The organism is Kordia aestuariivivens (genome assembly GCF_014397005.1).
Classification (GTDB): domain Bacteria; phylum Bacteroidota; class Bacteroidia; order Flavobacteriales; family Flavobacteriaceae; genus Kordia; species Kordia aestuariivivens.
On the sequence record NZ_JACGWS010000003.1, the window covers coordinates 205108 to 230239 of the forward strand.

19 protein-coding genes are annotated in these 25132 nt (G+C 34.9%); 8 read left to right on the forward strand and 11 right to left on the reverse strand.

All coding sequences use genetic code 11. The features are described from left to right. Positions 1-6 precede the first annotated feature (6 nt). The 5 genes from H2O64_RS06405 to H2O64_RS06425 form a co-directional block, all read right to left on the reverse strand. On the reverse strand, positions 7-474 hold the full coding sequence (locus tag H2O64_RS06405) for a hypothetical protein (RefSeq protein WP_187561338.1): 468 nt from the start codon (positions 472-474) through the stop codon (positions 7-9). Further along, a complete protein-coding gene (locus H2O64_RS06410) occupies positions 471-1616 on the reverse strand; it encodes a DUF4221 family protein (RefSeq protein ID WP_187561339.1) in 1146 nt (381 codons plus the stop codon). Before H2O64_RS06410 ends, H2O64_RS06405 begins: the two co-directional genes overlap by 4 nt. A gap of 115 nt (positions 1617-1731) precedes the next feature. Then, on the reverse strand, positions 1732-2013 hold the full coding sequence (locus tag H2O64_RS06415; RefSeq protein ID WP_187561340.1) for a hypothetical protein: 282 nt from the start codon (positions 2011-2013) through the stop codon (positions 1732-1734). A 388-nt stretch (positions 2014-2401) separates the two neighbouring features. After that, the gene (locus H2O64_RS06420; RefSeq protein WP_187561341.1) at positions 2402-2665 is read right to left on the reverse strand and encodes a hypothetical protein; all 264 of its coding nucleotides are present in this window, start codon (positions 2663-2665) and stop codon (positions 2402-2404) included. 292 nt (positions 2666-2957) lie between these two features. Continuing rightward, positions 2958-3200: a hypothetical protein gene (locus H2O64_RS06425; protein WP_187561342.1), complete on the reverse strand. Its 243-nt coding sequence runs from the start codon at positions 3198-3200 to the stop codon at positions 2958-2960. A 250-nt stretch (positions 3201-3450) separates the two neighbouring features. Here H2O64_RS06425 and H2O64_RS06430 point away from each other — a divergent pair, with 250 nt between their 5' ends. After that, on the forward strand, positions 3451-6561 hold the full coding sequence (locus tag H2O64_RS06430; protein WP_187561343.1) for an efflux RND transporter permease subunit: 3111 nt from the start codon (positions 3451-3453) through the stop codon (positions 6559-6561). Positions 6562-6570: 9 nt separating this feature from the next. Here the strand turns inward: H2O64_RS06430 and lepB are convergent, their stop codons facing one another. The 3 genes from lepB to H2O64_RS06445 all read right to left on the reverse strand — a co-directional run bounded on the left by lepB (position 6571) and on the right by H2O64_RS06445 (position 15852). Further along, positions 6571-7419 (reverse strand): signal peptidase I, encoded by an 849-nt coding sequence (lepB, locus tag H2O64_RS06435; protein ID WP_187561344.1) that lies wholly within the window; start codon positions 7417-7419, stop codon positions 6571-6573. 212 nt (positions 7420-7631) lie between these two features. Further along, complete coding sequence (locus tag H2O64_RS06440; protein ID WP_187561345.1) at positions 7632-8636, reverse strand: PorP/SprF family type IX secretion system membrane protein; 1005 nt, start codon at positions 8634-8636, stop codon at positions 7632-7634. A gap of 7 nt (positions 8637-8643) precedes the next feature. After that, positions 8644-15852, reverse strand: coding sequence for a PKD-like domain-containing protein (locus H2O64_RS06445; protein WP_187561346.1), 7209 nt, complete (start codon positions 15850-15852; stop codon positions 8644-8646). Positions 15853-16390: 538 nt separating this feature from the next. Between H2O64_RS06445 and H2O64_RS06450 the strand changes: the two genes are divergently transcribed. From H2O64_RS06450 to H2O64_RS06465, 4 genes are all read left to right on the forward strand, one after another. Continuing rightward, on the forward strand, positions 16391-16819 hold the full coding sequence (locus H2O64_RS06450) for an ABA4-like family protein (protein ID WP_187561347.1): 429 nt from the start codon (positions 16391-16393) through the stop codon (positions 16817-16819). Next, positions 16816-17619, forward strand: coding sequence for a hypothetical protein (locus tag H2O64_RS06455; protein WP_187561348.1), 804 nt, complete (start codon positions 16816-16818; stop codon positions 17617-17619). Before H2O64_RS06450 ends, H2O64_RS06455 begins: the two co-directional genes overlap by 4 nt. Positions 17620-17754: 135 nt before the next feature. Next, entirely contained in the window at positions 17755-18819 is a 1065-nt protein-coding gene (locus H2O64_RS06460; RefSeq protein ID WP_187561349.1) for a sensor histidine kinase, read from the forward strand. After that, entirely contained in the window at positions 18819-19589 is a 771-nt protein-coding gene (locus H2O64_RS06465) for a LytR/AlgR family response regulator transcription factor (protein ID WP_187561350.1), read from the forward strand. The genes H2O64_RS06460 and H2O64_RS06465 overlap by 1 nt, the downstream gene beginning before the upstream one ends. A gap of 31 nt (positions 19590-19620) precedes the next feature. Here H2O64_RS06465 and H2O64_RS06470 read toward each other — a convergent pair whose 3' ends face one another. Continuing rightward, positions 19621-19989 (reverse strand): helix-turn-helix domain-containing protein, encoded by a 369-nt coding sequence (locus H2O64_RS06470; protein WP_187561351.1) that lies wholly within the window; start codon positions 19987-19989, stop codon positions 19621-19623. Between the two features lie 11 nt (positions 19990-20000). After that, complete coding sequence (locus tag H2O64_RS06475) at positions 20001-20297, reverse strand: type II toxin-antitoxin system HigB family toxin (protein ID WP_187561352.1); 297 nt, start codon at positions 20295-20297, stop codon at positions 20001-20003. A 166-nt stretch (positions 20298-20463) separates the two neighbouring features. Between H2O64_RS06475 and H2O64_RS06480 the strand changes: the two genes are divergently transcribed. Genes H2O64_RS06480 through H2O64_RS06490 form a run of 3 tightly spaced genes read left to right on the forward strand, consistent with a single transcriptional unit; the run spans position 20464 to position 24037 of the window. Then, positions 20464-21552, forward strand: coding sequence for an SGNH/GDSL hydrolase family protein (locus H2O64_RS06480; protein ID WP_187561353.1), 1089 nt, complete (start codon positions 20464-20466; stop codon positions 21550-21552). Between the two features lie 42 nt (positions 21553-21594). Then, entirely contained in the window at positions 21595-22875 is a 1281-nt protein-coding gene (locus H2O64_RS06485; protein ID WP_187561354.1) for a hypothetical protein, read from the forward strand. Next, entirely contained in the window at positions 22865-24037 is a 1173-nt protein-coding gene (locus tag H2O64_RS06490; RefSeq protein ID WP_187561355.1) for a glycosyltransferase family 2 protein, read from the forward strand. The genes H2O64_RS06485 and H2O64_RS06490 overlap by 11 nt, the downstream gene beginning before the upstream one ends. A gap of 391 nt (positions 24038-24428) precedes the next feature. On the opposite strand, the gene H2O64_RS06495 is transcribed toward H2O64_RS06490, so the two are convergent. Continuing rightward, a complete protein-coding gene (locus H2O64_RS06495) occupies positions 24429-25091 on the reverse strand; it encodes a class I SAM-dependent methyltransferase (protein ID WP_187561356.1) in 663 nt (220 codons plus the stop codon). Positions 25092-25132: the final 41 nt, after the last annotated feature.

The window sequence follows — 25132 nt, forward strand, 5'->3', positions numbered from 1 at the left end:
AACTCGTTAGTGTATGTTTTCTTCCAAATATCTTTTAGCTTCTTCTACTTCTAAGTCAGTAATTTGGTTATACGCTTTACATGTTTCATTTTCGATATGAATCAGCAACGGTTTTCCAAAATTTGTTTCGTAGCTAGAAATATTTCTATCAATATCTTCTAAATAGTGATGTTTGGTTTTTAAAGCCGCAGCTTCCAATGCGTATTTTTCTATGTCAGCAGTTCCTATGAAAATGATGAGTAACGAATCGCTTTTAGGAATCGTTTGTAACATTTCTAAGTTTGATTCCACGCAAGGTTCGCATCCGGCTAATGGCATTAAATAATAAATTTTAGACGATTCATCAGTAATTTTCACTTTATGTTCTTCTTTCATGTAGAATGAAAAACCTTCGTAGAACTCACATTTTGGTTCCTTTGGCGCACATCCAGAAAGTGAAATGCAGCAACATACTAAGAGTATCTTTTTCATCATAGTTTTTCAATTTGAAGCCTCGTTGTAAAGATGAATTGATCTTCATGTTTCCAGTATTTTTGATTTGACGCAATGAGATAACCATCTGGCAACGGAATTGATTTGTACACGCCGAGCGAGCCATTTTCAAATAAGGTTTCGCCAACAACATTGAAATTTTTATCCATCAAAATAACAGAAGCAGTTCGTTTGCTTCCATCGTTCAATTTTCCGTCATTCATTTTTAAAGGTTGCTCGTGATATGCAATGCGTGAATACAATCCGATAGCTTCATGAAAGTTGATATTGTTATAAAACGGCATGGTAATTCGATGATTCCATCTTTTTTGGTGGACTTTATACGTTTTGATTTTCATACGTTTTGGAGCTTCCGAAATATATTGACTAGACACTTTTTTTCGATACTTAAATTCTCCCGAAAGGTCATATACTTCAATAACATTATCGTACGGATAGGAAACAATAATACTGTTGTTTACGACGGTAAGATTAGGTTCTAGAACGTCATCAGGATAATTATAACCTTTTGGTATATACGCACTTTCTGCTGTTGGAATGATGAACTTTGTAACCTTTTCGGATGTTAAGTTTAAAACACCTATTCGGTTATTTTTTTTGTATTCCCAAGGTCTGCTCAAATATGCATAATGTAAAATTGGAAAGTATACATGTTGTCCATCTTCTTGAAGTCTGATATATGAAGGTGGCGTGAATATTTGACTGTTTTCTGGCAGTAAAGAACTTTCTGCAATAGTATATTTATTGAGAACTTCTCCTTTGGCATCAATTAAAAGAAAAGATATTGGAGAATCAGTGACCAAAATACTGTCTTTATTGATGACATGAATTGATGATAATTCAGAACTTATATAAAAACTTGGAACTTCGATTTTTCCAATAAATTGTTTTGCTTTTAAATCTATTTTAATGATCTCATTTTTCTGTAATCCATAAAAAATATCGTCGTCAATATCTTTCTTGAAAAAATAAATATCTATCGTTCCTGGCAGGCGGATGTCTAAAGAATCTTTAATTGTAATTGTATGTGTATAGTTTTCTGTAGAATGATTAGTTCCCTTTTTACAAGAATAGGATAGTATGCAAATGAAAAGTATGAGTAAGCTATAGGAATACTTTTTCATAAAATAAGAGTATAAGAAGTTTTGTGTTGTATAATTACTATAACATAGGTAAACAGCTAAAACAATTGTAATTGTTTTAGCTGTTTATTATAATTTTTCATGCAATTAAAATGTATTAGTTACCACCGGGTACTGCTGGTCCGGCTGGCACAGCCTGAGGTTTTCTCCACTGTCCAACTCTACATTCATCTGCAGTGTGCTTCCAACATTCGTCTCTCCAATAAACCCCGTCACCATTGTACATCTTAATCCATTTTCCTAAATCTGGAAACGCATCTACAGGCTCAGCATCTGTGTGTGTAGCGTCTTGTGCGTCCACATTTTCAACTTGAAATAACATAGCTCCTGAAAACAGGATCGCTGCTGCGAAAGCAACTCTAATAATTAATTTCTTCATAATTTAAGTTTTTAATATTATTAATATGGTTATACTAACAATGTACTGTTAAATTTTATTTTTTATGCTATAAAAGACCTTATCGATAGTATGGTTTTACTGTAAGATTTAAGCGTATAACATTGATTATCAAGAAACAAAGAGTGTTCTCGCGTTCTCGCAGTACTTTTATCGCATTAATATGTTAATAATTTTTATAGCTAGTCGTGAGCGGAAAGAAGTATGGTTTTTAACCAATAGAATGTATCAATATCATTTTTATAATTCAAATCTCATCTCCACAGTTATTTTATATAATTGAATCACAATAAGGAACAATTTATTTTAAAATAGTTATGGAGATGAGATTGTGTGCAATGCTTTATTTACAATTTTTTAATTGTATGTATTAATTGTTAATTGGTACAGCTGGTCCTGCATCTGCAATTGGAACCTTTCTTGTGTCACCAGTTCTGCACTCTGCTGTATAGTGTGCTATACATTCTTGGTGTGTAGGATTTTGACCGCCTTGGTAAATTGAAATCCATTTTCCTAATCTGCTCTCAACTGTTTGGGCATCTGTTTGTGCGTCCACATTTTCAATTTGAAATAACATAACTCCTGAAAACAGGATAGCTGCTGCGAAAGCAACTCTGATAATTAATTTTTTCATAATGTAAGTTTTTAAAATAATTAATATGGTTATACTTACAATGTACTGTTAAATTTTATATTTTACGCTATAAAAGACCTTATCGAAAGTATGGTTTTACTGTAATATTTAACTGTATAGTGTTGATTATCAGTAAACAAATATTTTTTCAGCTTCTTGCAGCACTTTTGCGGCATTAATATGTTAATAATTTATATACCGTGGTAGTGAGTGCAGAGAAGTATGGTTTAACTTAAATCTTACACCTAGTTTTTTTGAAATAGTAATGAATTGTATTGTAATACTATCGTTGTTACTTTCTTCTAATAGTTCCAATTACACAATCACAATCATAACCATTAATACATGGTACACACATTTCATATGCATGAGTTGAATCACCAGTGTAAACTTTAATCCATCTCCCTAATATTACTTCATCAACGGGTTCAGGATCAGTAGGAGTTTGCGCGTCTATATTTTCAACTTGAAATAATAAACTTCCTGTAAATAGGATGGCTGCTACGAAAGCAGCTGTAAAAATTAGCTTCTTCATAATGTAAGTTTTTAAAATTATTAATATGGTTATACTTACAATATATCGTTAAATTTTATGATTTTTAATATAAAACGCCATATTTCAAGTAAGGTTTTTCTATAAAAAATAAATGTATAGTGTTGATTATCAGAAATTAAAAGCTGTTTTGAGTTCTTGTAGCACTTTAGCAGTATTATTTTCTCAATAATTTATATACCTTGTAGTAATACCAAATAAACTATAAAATGTATCGATATCATTTCCAATAATGAAAATATCATCTTTTAAAATACATGTAGTATGTATCATACTAGTTTTAGTAGGCATATTTCTGTTGCCTAAAATATCATTACAACTATATCCTACTTCAAAACTTCCATCTATTACCGTAAATTATTCACTGATGAATGCCACACCGTATGTATTAGAACGCGATGTTTCATCAATTTTAGAAGCTGGTTTTGCTACATTGAAAGGTGTAGAAGATATTCAATCTAAAAGTGCTACAACTTACGGATACATCACGTTGAATTTTGATAAGCATACCGATATTGATGTCGCTCGCTTTGAAACCGCTACAATTGTACGACAGTTGTACAAACAACTTCCTGAACAAACCTCGTATCCAACAATTAGAATTAACAAACCTAGTGAGGAGCAACAAAGTGCCTTTCTTACGTATAGTATCAATGCACCAAAACCTACACAGGCAATTCAAGAAGTGGTCACATCACAATTGCTTCCTGCAGTTGGCGCCATCACAAATGTAGATAACGTTCAGCTTTATGGAGCAACTCCGTTAGAATACCGTATTACCTACAAGAATGAGCTATTAGATGTGTTACAATTGTCAAAACAAGAGGTCGTGACGGCATTAAGACAATTTTTTGCAAAGCATTCATTAGGCATTGTAAACTATCAGAATGCCTATAGTTCATTGATTGTTCAACCTTCAAAAACAACTGTAAATTGGCACATTCCTATTAAAAAAGTGAATGATAAAATTATACATTTGGACGAAGTTGCGCGTATTCAAAAAGCGTCTCAAGAAAAACAACGGTATTATAGAGTCAATGGGAAAGATGCCATTACATTAGCCGTATATGCTACAAAAAACGCAAATACATTAGCACTTGCAGAAGTAGTACACAATACGCTTTTAACCCTAGAAAAACAATTGCCTACTGGCTACCAAATCATAAAAACATACGATAGTACCACGTATTTGCGTCAAGAACTAGGCAAAGTGTATGAGCGCACACTGTATACCGTATTGATATTATTAGTGTTCATTTTGATTGTGAGTAGAAGCTTTAAGTATCTTTTTGTGACATTACTATCTATTATAGCAAACATTAGTATTGCTTTTATACTGTACTATGCATTTTCAATAGAATTGCAACTGTATTCTTTAGCGGGCATTACCATTTCACTCGGACTCATTATAGACAATAGTATTGTGATGATTAATCATATCCGACATCAACACCATAAGAATGTATTTATACCGATACTCGCTTCTACTTTGACAACAATTGGCGCGTTATCGGTTATTTATTTTTTAGAAGATCGGTACAAAGCAAATTTAATTGATTTCGCGTATGTAATCATTATCAATCTCGTGGTATCGTTATGTATTGCGTTATTTCTAATTCCTGCTTTGTTAGAAAAAATAAAGCTATCTGTAAAAGATAAACAGCTTCCACAAGGATTTATAAAGAATAGATTTTACAGCTTTTACCACAAAATGATTACCGTGCTAATAAGGTTTAAAAAAACAGTCATTACGTTGATCATTGTACTTTTTGGAATTCCTTTTTTTATGTTGCCACAACAATTGGAAAATAATGAAACGTGGTATGAAAAAGCGTATAATTCGTCCATAGGAAATAGTTGGTACAAAGAACATGTGCGTCCGTATGTAGATCGTTATTTAGGCGGATCATTCCGATTATTCTCTCAATATGTGTTTGATAGTTCTTTTTATGATGAAAATGAAGAAACCAAATTGTATATCTCAGCAGCGATGGAAAAAGGTGCTACGGTACATCAAATGAATGAAGTGTTTTTAATGCTTGAAAACGATTTGCAATCCTATAATGAGTTACAACAATTCACCACGTATGTGTACAATCCTGATAATGCTCAGATAGAAATTACATTTAAAGATGCCTATAAAGAAACTGGGTTTCCTTTTATATTAAAATCTCGATTGATTGCAAAAACAAAGAACTTTGGTGGGATTACCTGGAGTATTCATGGTGTCGGCAACGGATTTAGAGCAGGAAATAGTGCAACGGAACTCATCGATTTTTCACTAAGTGGAAAAGGGTACAACTATGATATGCTCACCAATTGGGCAGATACATTAAAAATAATGTTGCAAAAACATCCGAGAATCCAAAATGTACAAGTGCGTGAAAATACTAATAGGAACAAAAAACCTTCCTATGAATATCATTTTTTATTAGATAAAAAACAACTTGCGTTAGCCAATATAACTCCGTTAGATGTATTATCAGAACTGGAAACGTTGACACTTTCTAAACGTCAGGATCTATCCATACAAATCCAAGGGAAATACATGCCGGTGCGACTTATTTCTGAGACTTCTAAGCGCGCGCAACGCTGGCATATAACGAATATGATAATTGATGAAGAAAAAGCGCCTATAACGCTAAAAAATAGCGCAACGATATACAAACAACGCGAAGCTGAAAACATTTACAAGGAAAATCAAGAATACATACAGCGCGTCGAATTTCAATACATTGGAGCTACCAAATTTGGAGTGCAAAGCGTCAATGAAAAAATCATAGAAATTCGCGAAAAACTACCGTTGGGTTACACATTTAATTATACTGATGATGCCTGGTATTCCGACTCAAAAAGTAACACAAACTACTTTTACTTATTACTGTTAGTGATGGGAATTATCTATCTTATCTGCGCTGTTTTATTTGAAAGTCTCACGCAACCGTTCATTATCTTAAGCATCATCCCAATAGCATTCATCGGAGTATTTCTTACCTTTTATCTGTTTGATTTTAATTTTGATCAAGGTGGAATGGCAAGTTTTATACTATTAAGCGGAATTACGGTGAATGCGTCTATTTTTATCATAAACGGATTTAATGTGTTGAAAAAACAATTTCCAGCACGCGATCACATTCTTTTATATCTAGAAGCATTTCAACAAAAAATAATCCCAATTGTATTTACAATTGTCTCTACACAACTAGGATTTATTCCTTTCATTAAAGACGGACAACAGGAAGTATTTTGGTTTGCATTAGGTGTCGGAACCATTGGAGGATTATTATTTTCGCTCTTTGGGATTTTAGTATACTTACCAATTTTCACCTTAAAGAAAAGATGATTTTCACAATTAATCTCTAAAAATCACAGCCGCCATTTTTCCTTGAATATAATTTTCTGGAATGAATCCGTAGATCCGAGAATCTATTGAATTATGACGATTATCACCCAATGCAAAATAATAATTATGTTTAAATGTATAATCTGATACAGTATTTTCAGAAAGCATTTTTAGTTCAGTTTCGTAATCGTGAATGTTGTGTTTATAAAGAGCAATATTTTCCTGAGTCAATGAAATTGTCATTCCTTTTTTAGGAATAATAATAGGCCCGTAATTATCAATAGTCCATTCTTTCTGTTTGGAAAAAGGAAAGATCGCTTTAGTGACAATCATTTTTTGTAAAGCTGCTTTATGGCTTCGAGAAAGTGTATCAAACTCTTTATTAGTATAGGTTTCAATTCTTCCCAAACTATCTAAATAACGATAACTAAAAAACTCCATTTTGGTCAATAATTGACCATTAATAAAGACCGTCGAGTTTACAATTTCTAAGGTGTCGCCGGGCATTCCAATAAGTCGCTTAATGAGTAAACTGTTCTTTTTTTCTACAGATTTAAAAACAATAAGATCTTCTCTTTGGAACTCTTTAAAAGCTTTCAATTTTGTATACCGACCGTTTTTAGAAGAAAGATAGGGTTCTTTTAAAAGCGCACCAATTACAGGAATATCTGCAAAATACGTTGGAACTTTTGCACCGTACGCTATTTTATTGACCAACACATAATCGCCTGGAAATAATGTTTTTTCCATTGAACTTGAAGGCACATAATAAATATCAAAAACAAAGGTTCGTATCAAGATAACAATAAAAATAAAAGCAAGCGTACCATAAATGTATCGTATTGCTTTATATACCATGTCAGGAATGCGCTTTTTTAAATAACGGGCACTCATTTGTAGGGTCAAAGAATCAAGTACTATAAGTAGAAACAATGAAACTAATATAAGCGAAGACCATAACAGAAATAAAAATGTTACAATACAACCCAAACCAAAAAGTAGTTTTCTAAAACGCATAAAACAAATGTACTACTTTACCTTAAAAGAAAGAAGGTATTGATTTTAGTCAACTATTTCTGATAATCAGGGCAACCATAACATCTTTTGGCTTCCGAATCAAATTGATAGGTTAATGAAAGTTCATAGATACCACCAGTACGACCAATTTTAGAGGTGTTAAAGTCGTATGAGACACCAAATCGGAAGTTGGTGTACTGTAAACCTAGAAACGTGTTCACAGACGTTAATAAATGACTGTTTCCGCTATTTTTAGAAGGATTGGTAACCAATATTGACCCTAAAAAGAAACGTCCAACAGAAAGCGAAGTTCCAATGTCAAAGCGATTGAATTGTCCTTGACGCATGAAATTTCCTGTAACCATCAACCGGGTTTCAAAAGGTAAAAATCGAATATCAATAAAATCCGTCACCAGAAATTCGTATCCTGCACTAATAGAGAAGAACGTTTCCAGCGGAACATTTCCGCCTAGTGTCAATGAAATATTAGGTCTGTTCAAATGTTTTGCCGAAATACCTATCCAAGCTTGTTCGGTATTAAACAAAAGTCCAGCAGAAATGTCCCAAAAACCAATTGCTCCGTCATTTAGTGATAACAAATCTATAGATGAAGCACTAATTACATTGGTTTGTATATTAATTTGATCTTCCAAAAGTAATCCTTGAAAACCAAGATTCTTCCAACCGCGTCCCACTTCAATTCCGGGTCTAAAATACCAATCGTCGCTCAACTGTACTTGATACGCATAATTTACATTAAACTGAGAAAAAACGTAACCACTTTGACTTTCACGTTGATTTAAAAAACTAATTCCAACACCACTATTTGCTTCAGGAAACCAAGTGCTTGCAAAGGCATAATTGGTGTCAATTTGTAAACCAAGAGCTGGCCATTGTGTTCTGTGAACAATTCCCATGTGTGTAGTTTCCATAAATCCAGAAAATCCAGGATTCAACGTTTGTGGCACTAAGAAGTATTGTGAAAATATTGGATCTTGTGCTTTCATTTGAGAAACAAAGCATAAACCAATAATAAAGATGTATAATTTTAATTTCATAGTGCAATTATAAGATTAATGTAAGCGGTCCGTTTTCTTTAACAATTTTTCCAAAAAAGGTTTTCCCCATAAAGGTGTAATAGTAGTTTCCGTTTTCGACGAGTTCTCCTTTAATTTTTCCGTCCCAACCTTGAATATCATCGCCAGTTTCAGAAAAAATTAAACTTCCCCAAGTATCATAAATATTTAGTTCCATAGTATCCAATCCAATAAAAACAGGTCTGAAAAAATCATTCAATCCATCACCATTTGGCGTAAAAGCGGTTGGCATAATCAATTTATATCCTTTTTCAATAAGCAAACTAATTACCCTTGTATAGACACAATCGCCAGGAAATGTTACGGTTTGTACGACAGTATATATTCCAGGCGAAGCATAGGTATGAACAGGATTTTCTTCATTAGAAAAATTCCCGTCACCGAAATCCCAAGAAACATTTGTAAAGTCACCTGTAGTCGTATTGGTAAATTGTATCGGGTCTAATTGTGAATAAATTCCGAACGTATCAAAAGCAGTAGAAACCGTCGTAAAATCAGCATCACTCAACTCAGGAATATCAACTTCAAACGTAAAACTGTTTACACAACCCAACGCATCTGTAGCTTCTAAAATAACTAAGCCATTTTGTGTGGTTGACATTACTTCATCGTTGACACCAGATACGGTTCCGCTAGACCAATTCAAACTATACGGAGGTACGCCGCCTGAAACTTGCGCTGTAAAGTTTTGACTTGCCAAAAACACATTACAGTTTACGACTGTTTCTGTGTCAACATCCACAATAATAGGCGATGGTCTTACCACCGTATAACTTTCAGAAGCTTCACAACCATTATCATCAATAACCGTTACGACATAATTGTTAGGTGGAATATTGTCTAAATCTTCTGTCGTTTCGCCATTTGACCAACTAACAGTAAAAGGAGCTGTTCCGCCTGTAATTAATAAGTTAATAGCTCCAGAATTTGGATCATCGCAATCGAGCGCATTTGTAATATTTGCAGATAAACTCAATGCTGAAGGTTCTAAAATAGTAAACGTTTCCGTGATGGTACAAGGAACTGCATCTACGATATTTATTGTATAGGTTCCTGGTCCAAGATTGTTTCGTTCAACACCAGCATTTGGATCATCTGTCCATGCAAAATCAATAGGAGCTTGTCCACCTTGAAAGTTTAATACAATGCGTCCATCATTCGCACCAAAACAAGAAATTTGTTCTACGACAGGATTAATGGTAAATATAGGTGGTTCTGGAATCGTTACAGTCACAGAAGCAGTACAATTATTTGTGTCGGTCACCGTAATTATATAATCGCCAGCAGATAAATTGGTCTGACTCATTCCTGCGCCAAAATTGCTCCATTCAATCGTGTAAGAACCTGATCCGCCAGAAATATTTGTAATCGTAATAGAACCATCATTATCGCCAAAACATAGAATTTCAGTCGTCTGGAAAGTAATCATGATTTCATCAGGTTGCGTTAAGATAACACTCAAAGTATCATCACAACCATTAGCATCTGTCACCGTAAGATCATAGGTTCCACCTAGTAAAGCTGTTAAATTTTGTGAAGTACTTGTAAATCCATTGGGTCCAGTCCAAGCATACATATATTCAAAAATACCGGGTGAAGTTTCGGTTGGTGTTCCGCCAGAAACATTAATTTCTATCGCTCCTGAAGCTTCTCCGAAACATGCAACATTCGTTTGATTTAGTAATGAAGCCATCAATTCGTTTGGTTCTGAAATTACAAACGATTGTACAATTGGACCGCAACTATTGGCATCTGTCACTGTCAATTCATAAGTTGCTGCTGTTAAGTTTGAAATATCTTCATCTGTTGAAAAAGGTGCGCCATTTCTTGTCCAGTTATAGCTGTAATTTGGCGTTCCACCAGTGATTGTAACGGCCAGTTCACCATCACTCAAACCAAAACAACTAATGGAGTTTTCGGTGTCAACTGTCAAAATTAATGCTGCGGGTTCTGTAATTGTATACGTTTCCGTAAATGGACAACCGCCTTCATCCTGAACCGTCAATACATAATCGCCAGGAATCAAATTTGAAATAGTCGTATTACTTGATGTGAATCCCATTGGACCTGTCCAGGAGATTATATAAGGCGTTCCAGTGGTAAACGGTACACCGCCTGTGATATTTGTTATAATTTCACCATTGTTTGCGCCAAAACAGGTAATATCCGTAGTAGTTACATTTGCTGAAATAGCAGGATTTACCGTAATTTCTATCGTAAATGGAAGTCCATTACAAATACCAGTTGATGGCGTTACCGTATAGGTTACAACTGCTGGTGCTGTAGTTGTATTTGTTAATAATTGACTGATATTTGTTTGCGCTGTTGTTGCGTTACTTGCACCTGTAATGCTTCCTGCTGGCGAAATTGTGGGTGTTGTCCAAGTATACGTTGTGTTTACAGGTACAACATCACCGTTTGATGTATCTGGCGTGATGGTAAAACTATTTCCGCTACAAATTGTTTCGGTAAAATTACTAATGCTTGGTGTTTCATTCACGATAATTTCTGCCGTATTCGAGATAATTTCAGAACATCCACCAGAAGAAAATGTAATTATACAATAATAATACGTTGTTCCTACAGTTGCAACCGAAGGTGTGAATGTATCGGTCGTTGCACTTGCGATCACGGTTCCAGAAGTTACATCGTCTACTGTATTAGAATACCATTGATATGTTGGCGAACCAACTCCATTGCTATAACTTACCGTTAAGTCATTTACTGTTTCGCCCAAACACAATGCCTGCGATTGTGGTTGCGAAGTAAACATTGGACCAAGATTTACAATAACTTCCGCAGTATCGCTTACAGCCGAACAACTTGCACTCGCCGCTTGTGTAATTTCACAATAATAATAGATGGTTCCGACAACGTCTGTCGGTGGAACAAAAGTAGCATTCGTTTCGCCTGCAATGGCTGTTCCGCCTGTGTTACTATTGGTGTTGTTGCTAAACCATTGGTATGAAAACGCTCCCAAACCACCCGAAACTTGTACTTCTAAGGTTTGTGGGAGTGTATTTTGACAAAGATTTTGTGAAACGATTGGTTGTACATCTACAACTGGTACATCTACAACGACAATTTCGGAAACATCACTTACAACATCGTTACAGCCATTTCCTGTAAAAGTCAATTCAACGTAATAATAAAAACTCCCTGCTGCGTTAAATACTGGTGGTGTATAATCGGAATTTGTCGCTCCTGCTATGGCTGTTCCACCTGTATTACTATTGGTGGTATTACCAAACCATTGATAGGAAACCGTTCCTGTTCCGTCTGTAAAAGCGACTGATAACGGACTTGGAATCGTACTTCCTACACATAAACTCTGTGTCATTGTTGGTTGATTCGTAATGGTTGCATTTGGTGTTACCGTAACCAAAGCTGTTTGTGAACTCAACAATGCACAACCTCCAGAAGCAAACGTGATTTCGCAATAATAATATAACATTCCTACCGTAGTTGTTGGTGGTACATAATCTGCATTGGTTGCGCTTGAAATTAGAGTTCCGCCAGTATTACTATCAACAGTGTTGCTAAACCATTGATATTGTGGTGTGTCGACGGTGCTTCCCAATACAATGCTCAACGTGTTTGGTGTTCCGTTTTGACAAATCGTACTTGGTTGCGGTTGCATTGTAATTTCGGGTGCTGAATTTAGTGTGACTTCAATCGTGAAAGGTGTTCCGTTACAGTTTCCAGAAGTAGGTGTTACCGTATACGTTACAATTGCGGCTGCGTTTGTCGTATTTGTTAAGGTTTGATTAATAGTAGTTTGTGGCGTTGTTTCCGCAGTTGCGCCAATAACACTTCCAGCTGGAGAAATGCTTGGTGCTGTCCATGTGTAGGTTGTATTTGTTGGAACAATATCACCGTTTGAAGTATCTGGTGTGATGGTAAAGTCGTTTCCACTACATATCGTTTCGGTAAAATTGCTAATGCTGGGTGTTTCATTCACGATAATTTCAACCGTATCAGAAGTAATTTCCGAACAACCACCTGAACCAAACGTGATCGTATAATAATAATAGTTTGTTCCAACGGAAGTGACATCAGGAGTATAGCTATTATTCGTTGCTCCTGAAATCATTGTTCCTGAAGTAGTATTGTCAACTGTATTTGAATACCACTGAAAATTAGGTGTTCCTACGCCATTACTGTATATAATCATCAAATCATTTACAGTATCACCCAAACATAATTCTTGTGATGCTGGTTGCGTATCAATTGTTGCCGCTGCATTTATAATCACTTCCGAAGTAGCGCTCGTTACCGTACAGCTTGCGCTAGCCGCTTGTGAAATTACACAGTAATAATATAGCGTTCCAACAGTAGTTGTTGTCGGTATAAATGTTGTATTTGTTTCTCCTGCAATTAAAGTTCCTCCTGAGCTACTATTTACAGTATTACTAAACCATTGATATGAAAATGTGCCCAAACCACCCGAAACCTGTACTTCTAAGGTTTGTGGCGTTGTATTTTGACAAAGCGTTTGCGTTGTAATAGGTTGTGAATTGATTGTTGGTAAATTGACAACTACAATTTCTGCTGTATCACTCACGACATTGTTACAGCCACTTCCAGCAAAAGCCAATTCTACATAGTAATAAAAATTGCCTGCTGCGGTAAATACTGGTGGGGTATAATCGGAATTTGTTGCGCCTGCTATCGCTGTTCCACCTGAATTACTGTTCGTTGTATTGCTAAACCATTGATAGGAAACGGTTCCGGTTCCGTCTGTAAAAGCTATTGATAACGGACTTGAAATTGTACTTCCCACACATAAACTTTGCGTCATGGTTGGTTGATTTGTAATGGTTGCACTCGGCGTTACCGTCACCAAAGCTGTTTGTGAACTGATTACCGAACAACCTCCAGAAGCAAAAGTGATTTCACAATAATAATACAACATTCCTACGGTTGCCGTTGGCGGTACAAAATCAGGATTTGTTGCTCCTGTAATTGACGTTCCGCCAGTATTGCTATTTGTTGTATTACTAAACCATTGATATTGAGGTGAAGTTCCTGAAGTGGCTACACTTAATGTAATTGGTGTTCCATTCTGACAAACCGTACTTGGTTGAGGTTGTGTAGTAATTTCTGGTGCTGGACTCACATTAATGGTGAATGTTACTGGCATTCCATCACAACCATTTAAAGTTGGTGTAACCGTATACGTAACTGTTCCAGATGATGTATTTGAAGTCGTGATTATTTGTGAAGGAATAGTCGCTGAAGTCCCTGACGGAATAAATCCGCTAATTCCTGCCGTGGCAGTTGCTGTCCACATGTACGTAGTTCCTGCTGCGGTTGCCGTTAAATTGATAGCAGCAGAAGAAACTCCTGAGCAAATATCTTGTGAAAGGTCTGTATTCGTTATCACAGGAACTTCTTGAATCGTAAATGTTTCTGAGACCAATTCTGAAACACCACAATCATTAGTTACTTGAAGTGTAACTGTATAGGTTCCTGGCATTGTGTAGTCAATTGTTCCTGGTGTTGCTAAGTTTGACGAAGTTGTGGTGGCTCCAAGAAATTGCCAATCATAGGTTATAGCACCAGTATTATCCGTGCAATTATTTATGGTGGCTGTTGGTGTAATAGAAGTTGCATTACACAAATCAGTAATAGGATCAATCGTAACTGTCGGCGGTTGTTTTACAATGACTTGTTGCGAATTGCTTGTGCTTCCGCAGGATTCGTTGGTTCCTGTCAATTGAATTGTATACGTTCCGGGCGTAACAAAATTAAATGATGGATTCGCTGAGGTTGCGGAAGTTCCATTCGTAAAACTCCAAACTTCTGGTGCAGTTCCGCAAAAATTAGCAGCATATGTAACTTGCCATTGATAGGTTGGTGGATTACAACTGGTTGTTTCATCTGTAGTATTGGTAACATTTACATCTAATGGTGTACAACCTGATGCTGTACTTAAATTAAATTGCGGATTTACAGGTTCTTCTATACAAATGGTTTGTGAAATTACATCGATACCACATCTATTTCCAACGTTTTGTGTTATTGTATAGGTTCCAGCTTGGGTAAAGTTTACGCAAAGTATTTCAGAGCCAGAAGTCCATAAATTTGGATCAGATGAACCAAAATCGTTTCCTAAGGTACCACTCGCTACTGTAAATGTTGCAGGTGAAATCTCCCAAGTAATATTTGGGTTCGTACTACAATTATTATCACTTCCATTGGTAGCATTTCCGATGGATAAATCTTCAAAACACACTTGTGTATTGGTACAAGTAGGTGTTGTTGGAAACGTAAAATCTGCTTCAGGTGTTGTGGATACATATATTGGAACAACTCCAACCGACGAAGAACTACACGGATTTGAAGCTACAATATTTGCAGAAAATGAATTTGCATACGAGTTGCTTCCGTCAGAACTTGTAGTATTACAAGATGAAATTGCAAACATATGTGTAACAGATGCAGGTGGTGGATGATTAAATATTTGTGGAGCAGAACCGTCATTAAAAGAGATTGTATAGGTGGTTCCTGGTGGGTTATTGTCTGTTCCTGTAATTGGAAATACCAATCCTTGCGTATTACAAATGTCTGTGTTCCCCGGATTTCCTAAAGAAACCGCTGGATTTGATCCAACAAATACCGTATATTCTCGTACGGTCGTACAACCATTGTTTCCTTGTATTGTGTATACTAATGTGAAAATTCCAACATTATAATCATGTGTTAACAACCCCCAAGTAGTTCCATTAAAATTAGGACTTCCATCGCCCCAATCAATCGTATAATTGCTATTTAATGTTGATGTTGTAGAAGATCCATTCGTAAAAGATAATGTAGAAGAACTATTAGTACATTCTCTAAAAGCAGTTAATCCATCAATCATTGTTGGATTTGGACCATTAATGGTAGCATCAGGTCCTTCGGTAATTGTTATGGTAACATTTCCAGAAACCGCATTATCAGTTCCTGTGGAGTCTTGCACAGAAGTTAATGTATATGTGAAAATTCCATCTGTATTGGTAGAAACAGGCAATGTAGCTGTATCTCCTGTTGAGGTAATGGTTTGTGGTGTTCCTGTACCAATTACATAGGTAAATGTATACGGTGCCATTCCTGCCGAACCAGTAAATGTAATAATTGGCTGTGATCCAAATTGACAAACAGTGGCATTTCCGCTAATAGTTGCGTTGGGCATGACTACTGAGTAGGAGCTTTCTGAGTTGAGTGATGAAGCATTATTTAGCTGTAGCGAAAAATAAACGATGAATAATGCTAGTACGTATTTTTTAACCATATGAATAACTGTCTGATGTTGAACAAGGTGTGTTTTGTAAAAAAGTAAATGTATTAAAATTTTAACATATTAATAGTGCTGAATATCTTTTTATAACGTAGGAATTAAGATAATTTACTATTAATTACAAAGATATTTTACGAAGTACTTAAATAGAATTTGTTTTCCCTTATGGGTTTCCGTAATAGTGTTACGTGATTCTTTTAATTGATTAAAATTTTACATGTAGAAACTTTTTCGCTTTCCTATGGGCTAAACTACAATCTTCAAAAGCTTTATAAAACCTCAAAAGCAATGATTTTTTCTCCCTAATTTTTGCAGATGCATGACACTTCAATCTCCCAAAACGACAATTCAACAGAAAGTCATCCTATCTTTAAAGTAATCGTCACATATTTGAACCATCAATCACTAACGAACTTTTAAAATCAATACAACTATGACACCATCACAAGTTTTTTCAATCGTCGGAATGATGGCGATGCCAATGTGGATTCTGATGATCTTTCTGCCCAAATGGAAAGTCACTCGATTCTTTATCGATTACAAAATCATTCCCATAGCATTATCGCTTATCTATGCAATTTTCATCATTCAAGCCACACAAATTGGTGGCGGAATGGACTTTGGAAGTCTAAAATCAGTCATGGCATTATTTACTGAAGAAAATGCTGTCTTGGCGGGTTGGGTTCACTATCTCGCGTTCGATTTATTAGTCGGCATGTGGATTGTAAATCAAAACAAAGCATTAAAAATTCATCCAGTTTTGATTGCACCTTGTTTAGCGGGAACCTTCATGTTAGGTCCTGTCGGATTCTTGCTTTTCATGATGATGAGAGCTATCAAACTTAAAAAAGCATTAGTATGAAATATCTAAAAGAAGTATTCAACACAGTAAAAAAGGAAAGTCCAATACTATTTACAATTGTGATGATTCATGTTGTTGGAGCGTTGGTTTGTATGGGCGGATTGTTCATAGATGAAAGAACGCTCATTGGCGTAAACGTTTGGATAAAACCGTTAAAATTCTGTATCTCAGGCGCTATTTATATCATGACAGTAGGTTTTTTGATTACCAAATATCCGTATTCAACACGAAAGAAAAACATACTAAACAACATTGTTTCTTGGACGCTTTTATTTGAAATTGGAATCATTGTCTATCAAGCAGCGCGCGGTGTTCGATCACATTACAATCAAGAATCATTATTTGACGGATTGCTCTTTGCTGCGATGGGAATTCTAATCGCAATCAATGTATTAATCATGGTATTATTTGCTTTTGATTCAGCTCGATTAAAATTGAAAACAACGAAATCAATTCAAGTTGCTATATTTCTAGGTTGGATTGTTATCATCGTTGGAAGTTGGGTTGGCGGACAAATGATCAGTCAAATGTCACACAATGTTGGCGTAGCAGATGGAGGCGAAGGATTACCACTTGTAAACTGGAGTACAGTTGCGGGCGATTTACGAATTGCACACTTCTTTGGATTGCATGGCATTCAAATAATTCCGTTATTCGCATTCATACTTTCCAAAAAATGGAAGACTTCAACTAAAAATCAAATCATTGCTGTTGTTCTTTTTGGATTGTTATACGCAGCGTGGATTGGCTATATGTTCTATCAAGCGAAGCAAGGAATACCGTTAATTAACTTGAATTAAATTGTTAGACGGTTGGGCTATTAGAGATAAAAGAAAATAGATAAAAGAAAATAGATAAAAGAAAATAGAAAATAGAAAATAGAGAATAGAGAATAGATAGAAAAGACAAAGGGAATTAAACTATAATTAAACACCATGTTACTCAACAAAGAAAAACGATTAAAATACATAGGATTCAACGATATCTGGTTTGTAATCATTGGTATTATTGTACTGAGTTTTGTGACGGATTACCTATTTAACAATTCGTTTTCACGATATCCTTTTTGGGAAGCAGTAATCAATTGGAGTGTTTCCTTATTTTTCTCTATTTTCAATTGGTTTGTAATGCGATTTAACTTTATTTTCTTGCGGAAAAAATTTCCAAATGTGGAAGATGTAGGCAAACGTGCATTCTTTTTATTTCTCACAATCATTGTTTCCGTTACAGCAATAGATGCTATTGGCGGCGCTATGTTAGGATACATATTTGATCAAAATTATTATTTCTCTGAACGATACAGAGTGCTATTGCCAATCATTATTATAAGTATGATGGTGATGGCAATATATGAAGCGATTTATTTTTACATACAACTCAAAAAATCGATTCGCCAAGAAGAGCAAGCAAAACAAGTCGTGGTTTTGGCACAATTAGATGCTTTGCGCAATCAGGCACAACCGCATTTTTTCTTTAACAGTTTAAATACGTTGCGCGATATCATTGATCAAAATTCAAAAGAAGATGCGAAACAATTTGTAGATAAACTATCAGATGTATATCGATTTATTTTAGATGCGGGCAATGCGAATTTAATTCCGCTACGCGATGAACTAAAATTTGCGCGTGCGTACATTCACATTCAATCCGAACGTTTTGGCGACAACTTGAAACTAGATTGGAAGCTTCCAGAAACCGAATTAGATCGTATGATTGTTCCAATGAGTTTGCAATTATTACTCGAAAACGCCATCAAACACAATGTAATCTCTCGATCAAAACCATTAACAATCACAGTTACAATACAAGATGACTTTCTAGTTGTACATAATAAAATGCAACTAAAATCGACACAATTACCATCAACCAAACTAGGACTCATCAACATTGAAAAAAGACACGCATTAATCTCTGATAAATTGCCAAAAATAGAAAACAACGGAACCGAATTTATGGTGTCAATTCCGTTATTACTGAAATCTGATATAACTCAACACTAATGAAAGTACTAATCATAGAAGACGAACCGCGCGCTGCAAATCAATTGCAAAACATGCTTTCGACGTGTAATTTTGCCTATGAATTATTAGACATTATTGACACGGTTGAAGATGCTGTGAGTTGGTTTCAAACGAACAACCTACCCGATTTGGTATTTATGGACATTCAACTCGCAGATGGTTTGAGTTTTGAAATTTTCCAGAAAGTTGAGGTCGAAGCACCAATCATTTTTACCACAGCTTTCGATCAATATGCGATTCAGGCTTTCAAAGTAAATAGTGTAGATTATTTACTAAAACCAATTCAAGAAGTTGATTTGCAAATTGCGTTGGATAAATTCAACAAATCCAATCAAAAATCAACGGTTGAACCTGCAATTTTAAAACAATTACTGACCAGTATTCAATCGCAAACTGAAACTAAAAACACCAGCAAACGAAGTGGTTTATTAGTAAAAGAAGGCACAGGTTTTGTGCAAATTAAGATTTCGGATTTGTTATATGTCTATTCTGAAGACAGCATTACGTTTGGTGTGACAACTTCAAAAAGATACATAATTGATGAAACCATTGATCAATTATTCAACACATTAGATCACGAAGAATTCTACAAAATCAATCGTGGTCAAATTGTCGCAAAACAAGCGATTCAAAAAATAAATCCATACTTCAATCATCGGGTAAAACTATCGGTTTCACAAGAACGCGATCAGGAATTCATCGTCAGCAGACAAAAAACAAGTGATTTTAAAGCTTGGATGAATCGATAGGTTTTCACAGGTATTATCTACATAATTATTTTTATTTCGATAATTGGTAGCTGTTAACTAAAACTGAAGCCGAAATATGTAATGTTCGTTCCAACTCTCTAATCATATCCACAGTGAGTCTTTTCTTTTTATTCAGAATTTCTGAAACTCTACTTTTTCCACCAATAATACCAACCAAATCTTTTTGTTTTAAGTTCATTTCTTCCATTCGAATTTTTATAGCTTCGATTGGATCAGGAGCTTCAATAGGGTAATATTGATTTTCATACGCATCAATTAACATTGATAATATTTCAGCTTCGTCTCCTTCTTTTGTGTTTTCAGCTGCATCAAAAACTATTTCTAGTCTTTTTAAAGCATTTTGGTAATCTTGCTCGGATTTTATAGGTTTTATCTCCATAATTTTATTCGTTAAATTGTGTTGGCATCTATTTTATCATATTCGGCATGTGTTCCTACAAATCGTATAAATGCCCATTGTCTATCAAAATTAAATTTTACAACTAATCGATATGAGTTTCCTTTAATATTGAAAACAACTCTACTATCTTTTAAGATACTAGCACTAATATAGGTTTGTTTAATTTCGTTAGGCGAAGTCCAATTAGAATTTTTAGCAGTTTCGTGCCAAGTTTTTAAATACTGTTCCGAATCAGCGTGCTTTTCCCAAAACTCTCTTAGTGTTCGCTTCGCAATTATTCTCTTCATACTTTTAATTCTAGGACAAATATAAGAATAGTTCTCGAATGAAGAACTATTTTGCGTGTATATTGTTATGATTCAAACAATGGGCAATAAAAATATTTTTGATTTTCTCTTATTAATTTTTAATATTCTAGTTTTACAGTATAAATGAATTGATACGTATTCACGAATGCCCAAAAAACTAAAACTCATACTCATAAATTGCTCCATTCTCTTGATTGGAGTTTTGTTGATAGAACTCATTTTTGGCGGTTGGTTCAATAGTAGCAATCAATTGAGCAATTTGGGAATCATCAGAGATGCAAAATTTGAATTCGACGTAAGTCACTTATACGACACCGAAAATCCGACTATTACCTATTCTAGAGATCAATATGGATTGCGTGGAATTTCTTCATTCGATCAGCCAGAAAAAATAAACATACTTACCGTTGGGGGAAGCACAACCGATCAACGCTATATTGACGATTCCAAAACTTGGCAAGAAGTGCTAGAAAAAGAATATCGAGATCATGGTGAAGAAATGTACATATCAAATGCTGGCGTTGACGGGCAATCGACGTACGGACATATAAAAAGCACAGAAATTTGGTTTCCAAAAATTGAAAATCTTCAACCAGAAATTATCATTTTCTATGTTGGAATCAATGATTTTTACAGCGTCAGTAGCGATTCCGAATACGACACTATCAAAGAACTCGAAAGTCGTGGACTCAAAAGCCACATCAAAGACAAATCGGTGTTGTACAATGTCTATCGGAAACTTAGAGGAATACAAAAAGCGAAAAAGTTTGAAGTCGGACATCACAAAGTAGATTTTTCAAAAGTCAGTTACACGACCGAAGAAGTGTTAAGCGAAAAACTTCTCGAACTTTATGACGAAGCAAATTTAATAGCTTTTAAAGCACGTATCAAAAAACTATATGAATACGCAAGAAATATCGAAGCAATTCCTTTGTTTGTGACGCAACCCACGTATAACTATAGAATCAGAAATGGTAAAGTTTATGGTGTTCAAGGACTTAAATACCTCGAAGATACATACGCATACAATGGTATTGGTTATCTCAGATTACTGAACAAACTCAACGAAGCAATGAAAGAAGTTTCAGCACCAGAATTAGTCATTGATTTAACCAATGATGAAGACTGGCAAGCCGTAGATTTTTACGATTATTATCATATGACACCAATTGGCGCAGAAAAATTGGGAAAGAAAATTCATCAGAAATTGAGTCAAATAGAGTTTATGAAATAGAACTCTAAAAAAATATAGATACTTTTACCAAAAATGAAACCTGTGAAGTTTTTAAAACAAAAAAGTAACATTGCTATCGGAATTCTATTTCTGATCACGCTTGTCGTTGTACTTCGCAATCCTATTGTGTACTTTCCAGATTCTACCGGATATTTAAACATGCACATTATTCGTGCGCCCGGCTATCCACTTTTTTTACAATTCATGAAGTTGCTATTCGGAACCGGATTTGATACAGCTACCATCGTTTTTCAAGCAATTTTCGGATGTTTTAGCATCTACTTTTTCATTCATAAACTACGATCGCATCAACTTATAAATGACTTTTTCAGTGTCTGTTTTGCCATTATATTGTTATTTCCGTTTGTTTCTGGTGGAAAAATTGCCAATAGCATACTTTCAGAAGCAATTGCGTATTCGTTATACCTACTTATTATAGGATATTACATTTCGTTTTTCATCTCAAAAAACAAAAAACAATTACTGTACGCGTTGCCGTTATTAGCGTTATTACTCATCACACGATATCAATTTATATACTTAGTTCCATTAGGATTACTGCTGATTTTTTGGGTAAGTTTCAAGAAAAGAGAATTCAAAAAATATAGCATTCAAATTGCACTATTTTTACTTTTACCATTGGTTGTTTCGTTGATTGATAAAACCTATCATAAAATAACACACGATCATTTTGTGAGCACACCTTGGACAGGAATGAACTTAATTACACCTGTATTATTTGTCGCAGATGCGGAAGATGAAGCCATTTTTGAAACCGAACAAGAAAAAGAATTTTTTAGAAACACATACAAAGATTTAGCGACTGAAAAGATGAATATCAATCATTTGGAATTGGCGCAAAACGAAACTCCAACATTATTTTATATCAGTAATTTTGCGCGAATCACCATGGGACCGATCTTTAAGAACGGAAACGCGAGCTTAGATCCAACACTTTCTGAGAATGAAAAATACATTGCTTTGAACAAAATGACGAGCAAAATGGTAAAGCCTTTGGTGTTTGATAATTTCTCAAAATGGAAACGAATCTATGTGCGAAACATGCTTTTTGGTTTTGGCGGAATAAAGCAAGCACTATTATACTTTTTATTAGCATTCTGCAGCTTTTTTGCATTGCTCAAACGCGATCAAGCAGCGTACAAAGTGTTATTCGTAATTTCACTACTATTCATCAGTAATATTATCGTAGTTGCCATTGGCATGCATGCGGTTGTTCGCTTTACATTTTACAATGATTGGGTACTATTTCTCACTATTTTTATTTTATTAAATTCGCTTAACAAAAAATTGTATGAATCCTGAATTATCAATAGTGATGCCGTGTCTGAATGAAGCTGAGACACTCGCAATTTGTATCCAAAAAGCGCAATCTTTTTTTGAAAAACATGACGTGCACGGAGAAGTCGTTATTGCAGATAATGGCAGCACAGACGGTTCGCAAGCAATTGCTGAAAAATTGAATGCTAGAGTTGTTCCTGTTCCTGAAAAAGGATACGGAAATGCTCTAAAAGGCGGTATAAAAGCAGCAAAAGGAAAATACATCATTATGGGCGATGCGGATGACAGTTATGATTTTTCGTCGTTGGAATTATTCATTGAAAAACTTCGAGAAGGCAATGATTTGGTTATGGGAAATCGTTTCAAAGGCGGCGTAAAGAAAGGAGCAATGCCTTTCTTACACAAATACTTAGGAAACCCTGTGTTGTCTTTTATTGGAAGATTGTTTTTTAATATAAAAATTGGGGATTTTCATTGTGGTTTGCGTGGTTTCTCAAAAGAGGCTTTCGCCAAGATGAATCTCAACACAACGGGAATGGAATTTGCTTCTGAAATGATTGTAAAATCGAAACTCAACGGACTTTCCATTGTGCAAGTTCCAACGATATTACACCCTGATGGACGAACGCGTCCGCCACATTTAAACACTTGGCGCGATGGTTGGCGACACTTACGTTTCCTATTATTATACAGTCCAAGATGGTTGTTTTTATATCCGGCATTCATTATGATTATTGTTGGAACGATATTGTCAACAATTCTAATCATGAATCCATTGACTTTTGGCGGAATTGTGTTTGATGTACATACCTTATTATACACGGCAAGTTCTGTGGTTGTTGGATTTCAGTTTCTCGCTTTTTATGCGTTGACTAAAATTTTTGCTGTAGAAAATGGACTTTTGCCCAAAAGTGATCGTTACCATAAACTATTCAAAATCTTCAATCTTGAAAAAGGATTGATTGTTGGTTTTCTAACTTTAGCCGTTGGAATTTATTTGAGTGTTCATGGTTTATTAGATTGGAAAGCGACAAGTTTTAGCGATTTAAAACCCGCTGAAACACTTCGTGTCATTGTTCCTGCAGTTTTTACCATTATGTTAGGACTTCAAATTATCCTGTTTAGTTTCTTCTTTAGTATTTTGGGTTTAAAACAACATATTAAAGAAGATAAAATAGCTTCATAATATAATCTGAACTTGATATAAAATTCAATAGCGGTTTTCTTCTTTTCCGCAGTATAGCGGGAATTTTTCGTTAAGAATTTTTGAAGCCTTGGAGAAAATTTAGAAAAATTCATGCGGTTTTAGTTTTTCAATAAAAGAAAAACTAAAAATACCTCTGGAAAAGCGCATTTTCTTTTGTTTCTTTTCTTTGTGCGAGCAAAGAAAACGAAATTGAAGATTGGTTTCGCCGAATTCACATTTGACAAGTAAATGATTCATTTCATGAGTTCTGCAATTTGAAATAAAAATGACACGAACTAAATTAAAAAATTGATTTCCATCACTTTAAATATTAATCACTAAGTTTTTGCTAATTTGATTTGAATGGAACCTACGTCGAACTCACATTAATTTAAGCACGAATTGTGCTAATAAACTGATACTTTCCTTTAAAAATCCATTTCACTAACGGAATATGGTTGTATAAATGCACAGGACACATCGTTTCAATTTCTTCTAGTTGATTCTCTTTAAGAACAGTATAAAATCGTTGCTTCGTAAAATAATGTTTCGGAATGGAAACACCGTAGCCGTAATTTCCAACAATATCCGCAAGTTGAAGCAAAGACCTGGAAAAGAAACCATATTCAAAATGATCTTTAATAACAATAAAATCAGCGACGCGTTTGGCTTCTTTTATTAGTTGATGCATGTGTTCATAATCGTGATGCAACACATCGCTAAACAATACGACATCATACGATTTGTTTTCAAACGGAAGTGTTTTTCCATCAAACTCCATATAATGTTCCCAGTTTTTAGTGTTCGGATAAATATCAATTCCTGTACAGGTTAGTTTGTTTCCTTTTTCCGCTAAACTATTGGTAATTGTCATATCGCCACAACCAATATCTAACAACTTGATAGCATCTTTTTCAATAGCTAAAGCGTCAATTTTTTTCATGAAAAGATCACTCAGAATCCCTATTCTGTTGCTGTGAGAAGCATTCCGATGAAGTTTTATCAACATTCTATCGAACAGGCTTTTTTTATCTTTTGCTAAAGGAGAACTCATATAGTTTTAAAAACATGAAAAGTTTGTGTTTCGTGCGAAGG

Bases quoted from the DNA above. Each gene is read 5' to 3' on its own strand.
- H2O64_RS06490 (WP_187561355.1), top strand. From the start codon at position 22,865: ATGAATCCTGAATTATCAATAGTGATGCCGTGTCTGAATGAAGCTGAG.
- H2O64_RS06480 (WP_187561353.1), top strand. From the start codon at position 20,464: ATGCCCAAAAAACTAAAACTCATACTCATAAATTGCTCCATTCTCTTG.
- H2O64_RS06430 (WP_187561343.1), top strand. From the start codon at position 3,451: ATGAAAATATCATCTTTTAAAATACATGTAGTATGTATCATACTAGTT.
- H2O64_RS06495 (WP_187561356.1), bottom strand. From the start codon at position 25,091: ATGAGTTCTCCTTTAGCAAAAGATAAAAAAAGCCTGTTCGATAGAATG.
- lepB (WP_187561344.1), bottom strand. From the start codon at position 7,419: ATGGTATATAAAGCAATACGATACATTTATGGTACGCTTGCTTTTATT.
- H2O64_RS06450 (WP_187561347.1), top strand. From the start codon at position 16,391: ATGACACCATCACAAGTTTTTTCAATCGTCGGAATGATGGCGATGCCA.
- H2O64_RS06425 (WP_187561342.1), bottom strand. From the start codon at position 3,200: ATGAAGAAGCTAATTTTTACAGCTGCTTTCGTAGCAGCCATCCTATTT.
- H2O64_RS06465 (WP_187561350.1), top strand. From the start codon at position 18,819: ATGAAAGTACTAATCATAGAAGACGAACCGCGCGCTGCAAATCAATTG.
- H2O64_RS06420 (WP_187561341.1), bottom strand. From the start codon at position 2,665: ATGAAAAAATTAATTATCAGAGTTGCTTTCGCAGCAGCTATCCTGTTT.
- H2O64_RS06470 (WP_187561351.1), bottom strand. From the start codon at position 19,989: ATGGAGATAAAACCTATAAAATCCGAGCAAGATTACCAAAATGCTTTA.
- H2O64_RS06455 (WP_187561348.1), top strand. From the start codon at position 16,816: ATGAAATATCTAAAAGAAGTATTCAACACAGTAAAAAAGGAAAGTCCA.
- H2O64_RS06405 (WP_187561338.1), bottom strand. From the start codon at position 474: ATGATGAAAAAGATACTCTTAGTATGTTGCTGCATTTCACTTTCTGGA.
- H2O64_RS06415 (WP_187561340.1), bottom strand. From the start codon at position 2,013: ATGAAGAAATTAATTATTAGAGTTGCTTTCGCAGCAGCGATCCTGTTT.
- H2O64_RS06440 (WP_187561345.1), bottom strand. From the start codon at position 8,636: ATGAAATTAAAATTATACATCTTTATTATTGGTTTATGCTTTGTTTCT.
- H2O64_RS06410 (WP_187561339.1), bottom strand. From the start codon at position 1,616: ATGAAAAAGTATTCCTATAGCTTACTCATACTTTTCATTTGCATACTA.
- H2O64_RS06460 (WP_187561349.1), top strand. From the start codon at position 17,755: ATGTTACTCAACAAAGAAAAACGATTAAAATACATAGGATTCAACGAT.
- H2O64_RS06475 (WP_187561352.1), bottom strand. From the start codon at position 20,297: ATGAAGAGAATAATTGCGAAGCGAACACTAAGAGAGTTTTGGGAAAAG.
- H2O64_RS06445 (WP_187561346.1), bottom strand. From the start codon at position 15,852: ATGCCCAACGCAACTATTAGCGGAAATGCCACTGTTTGTCAATTTGGA.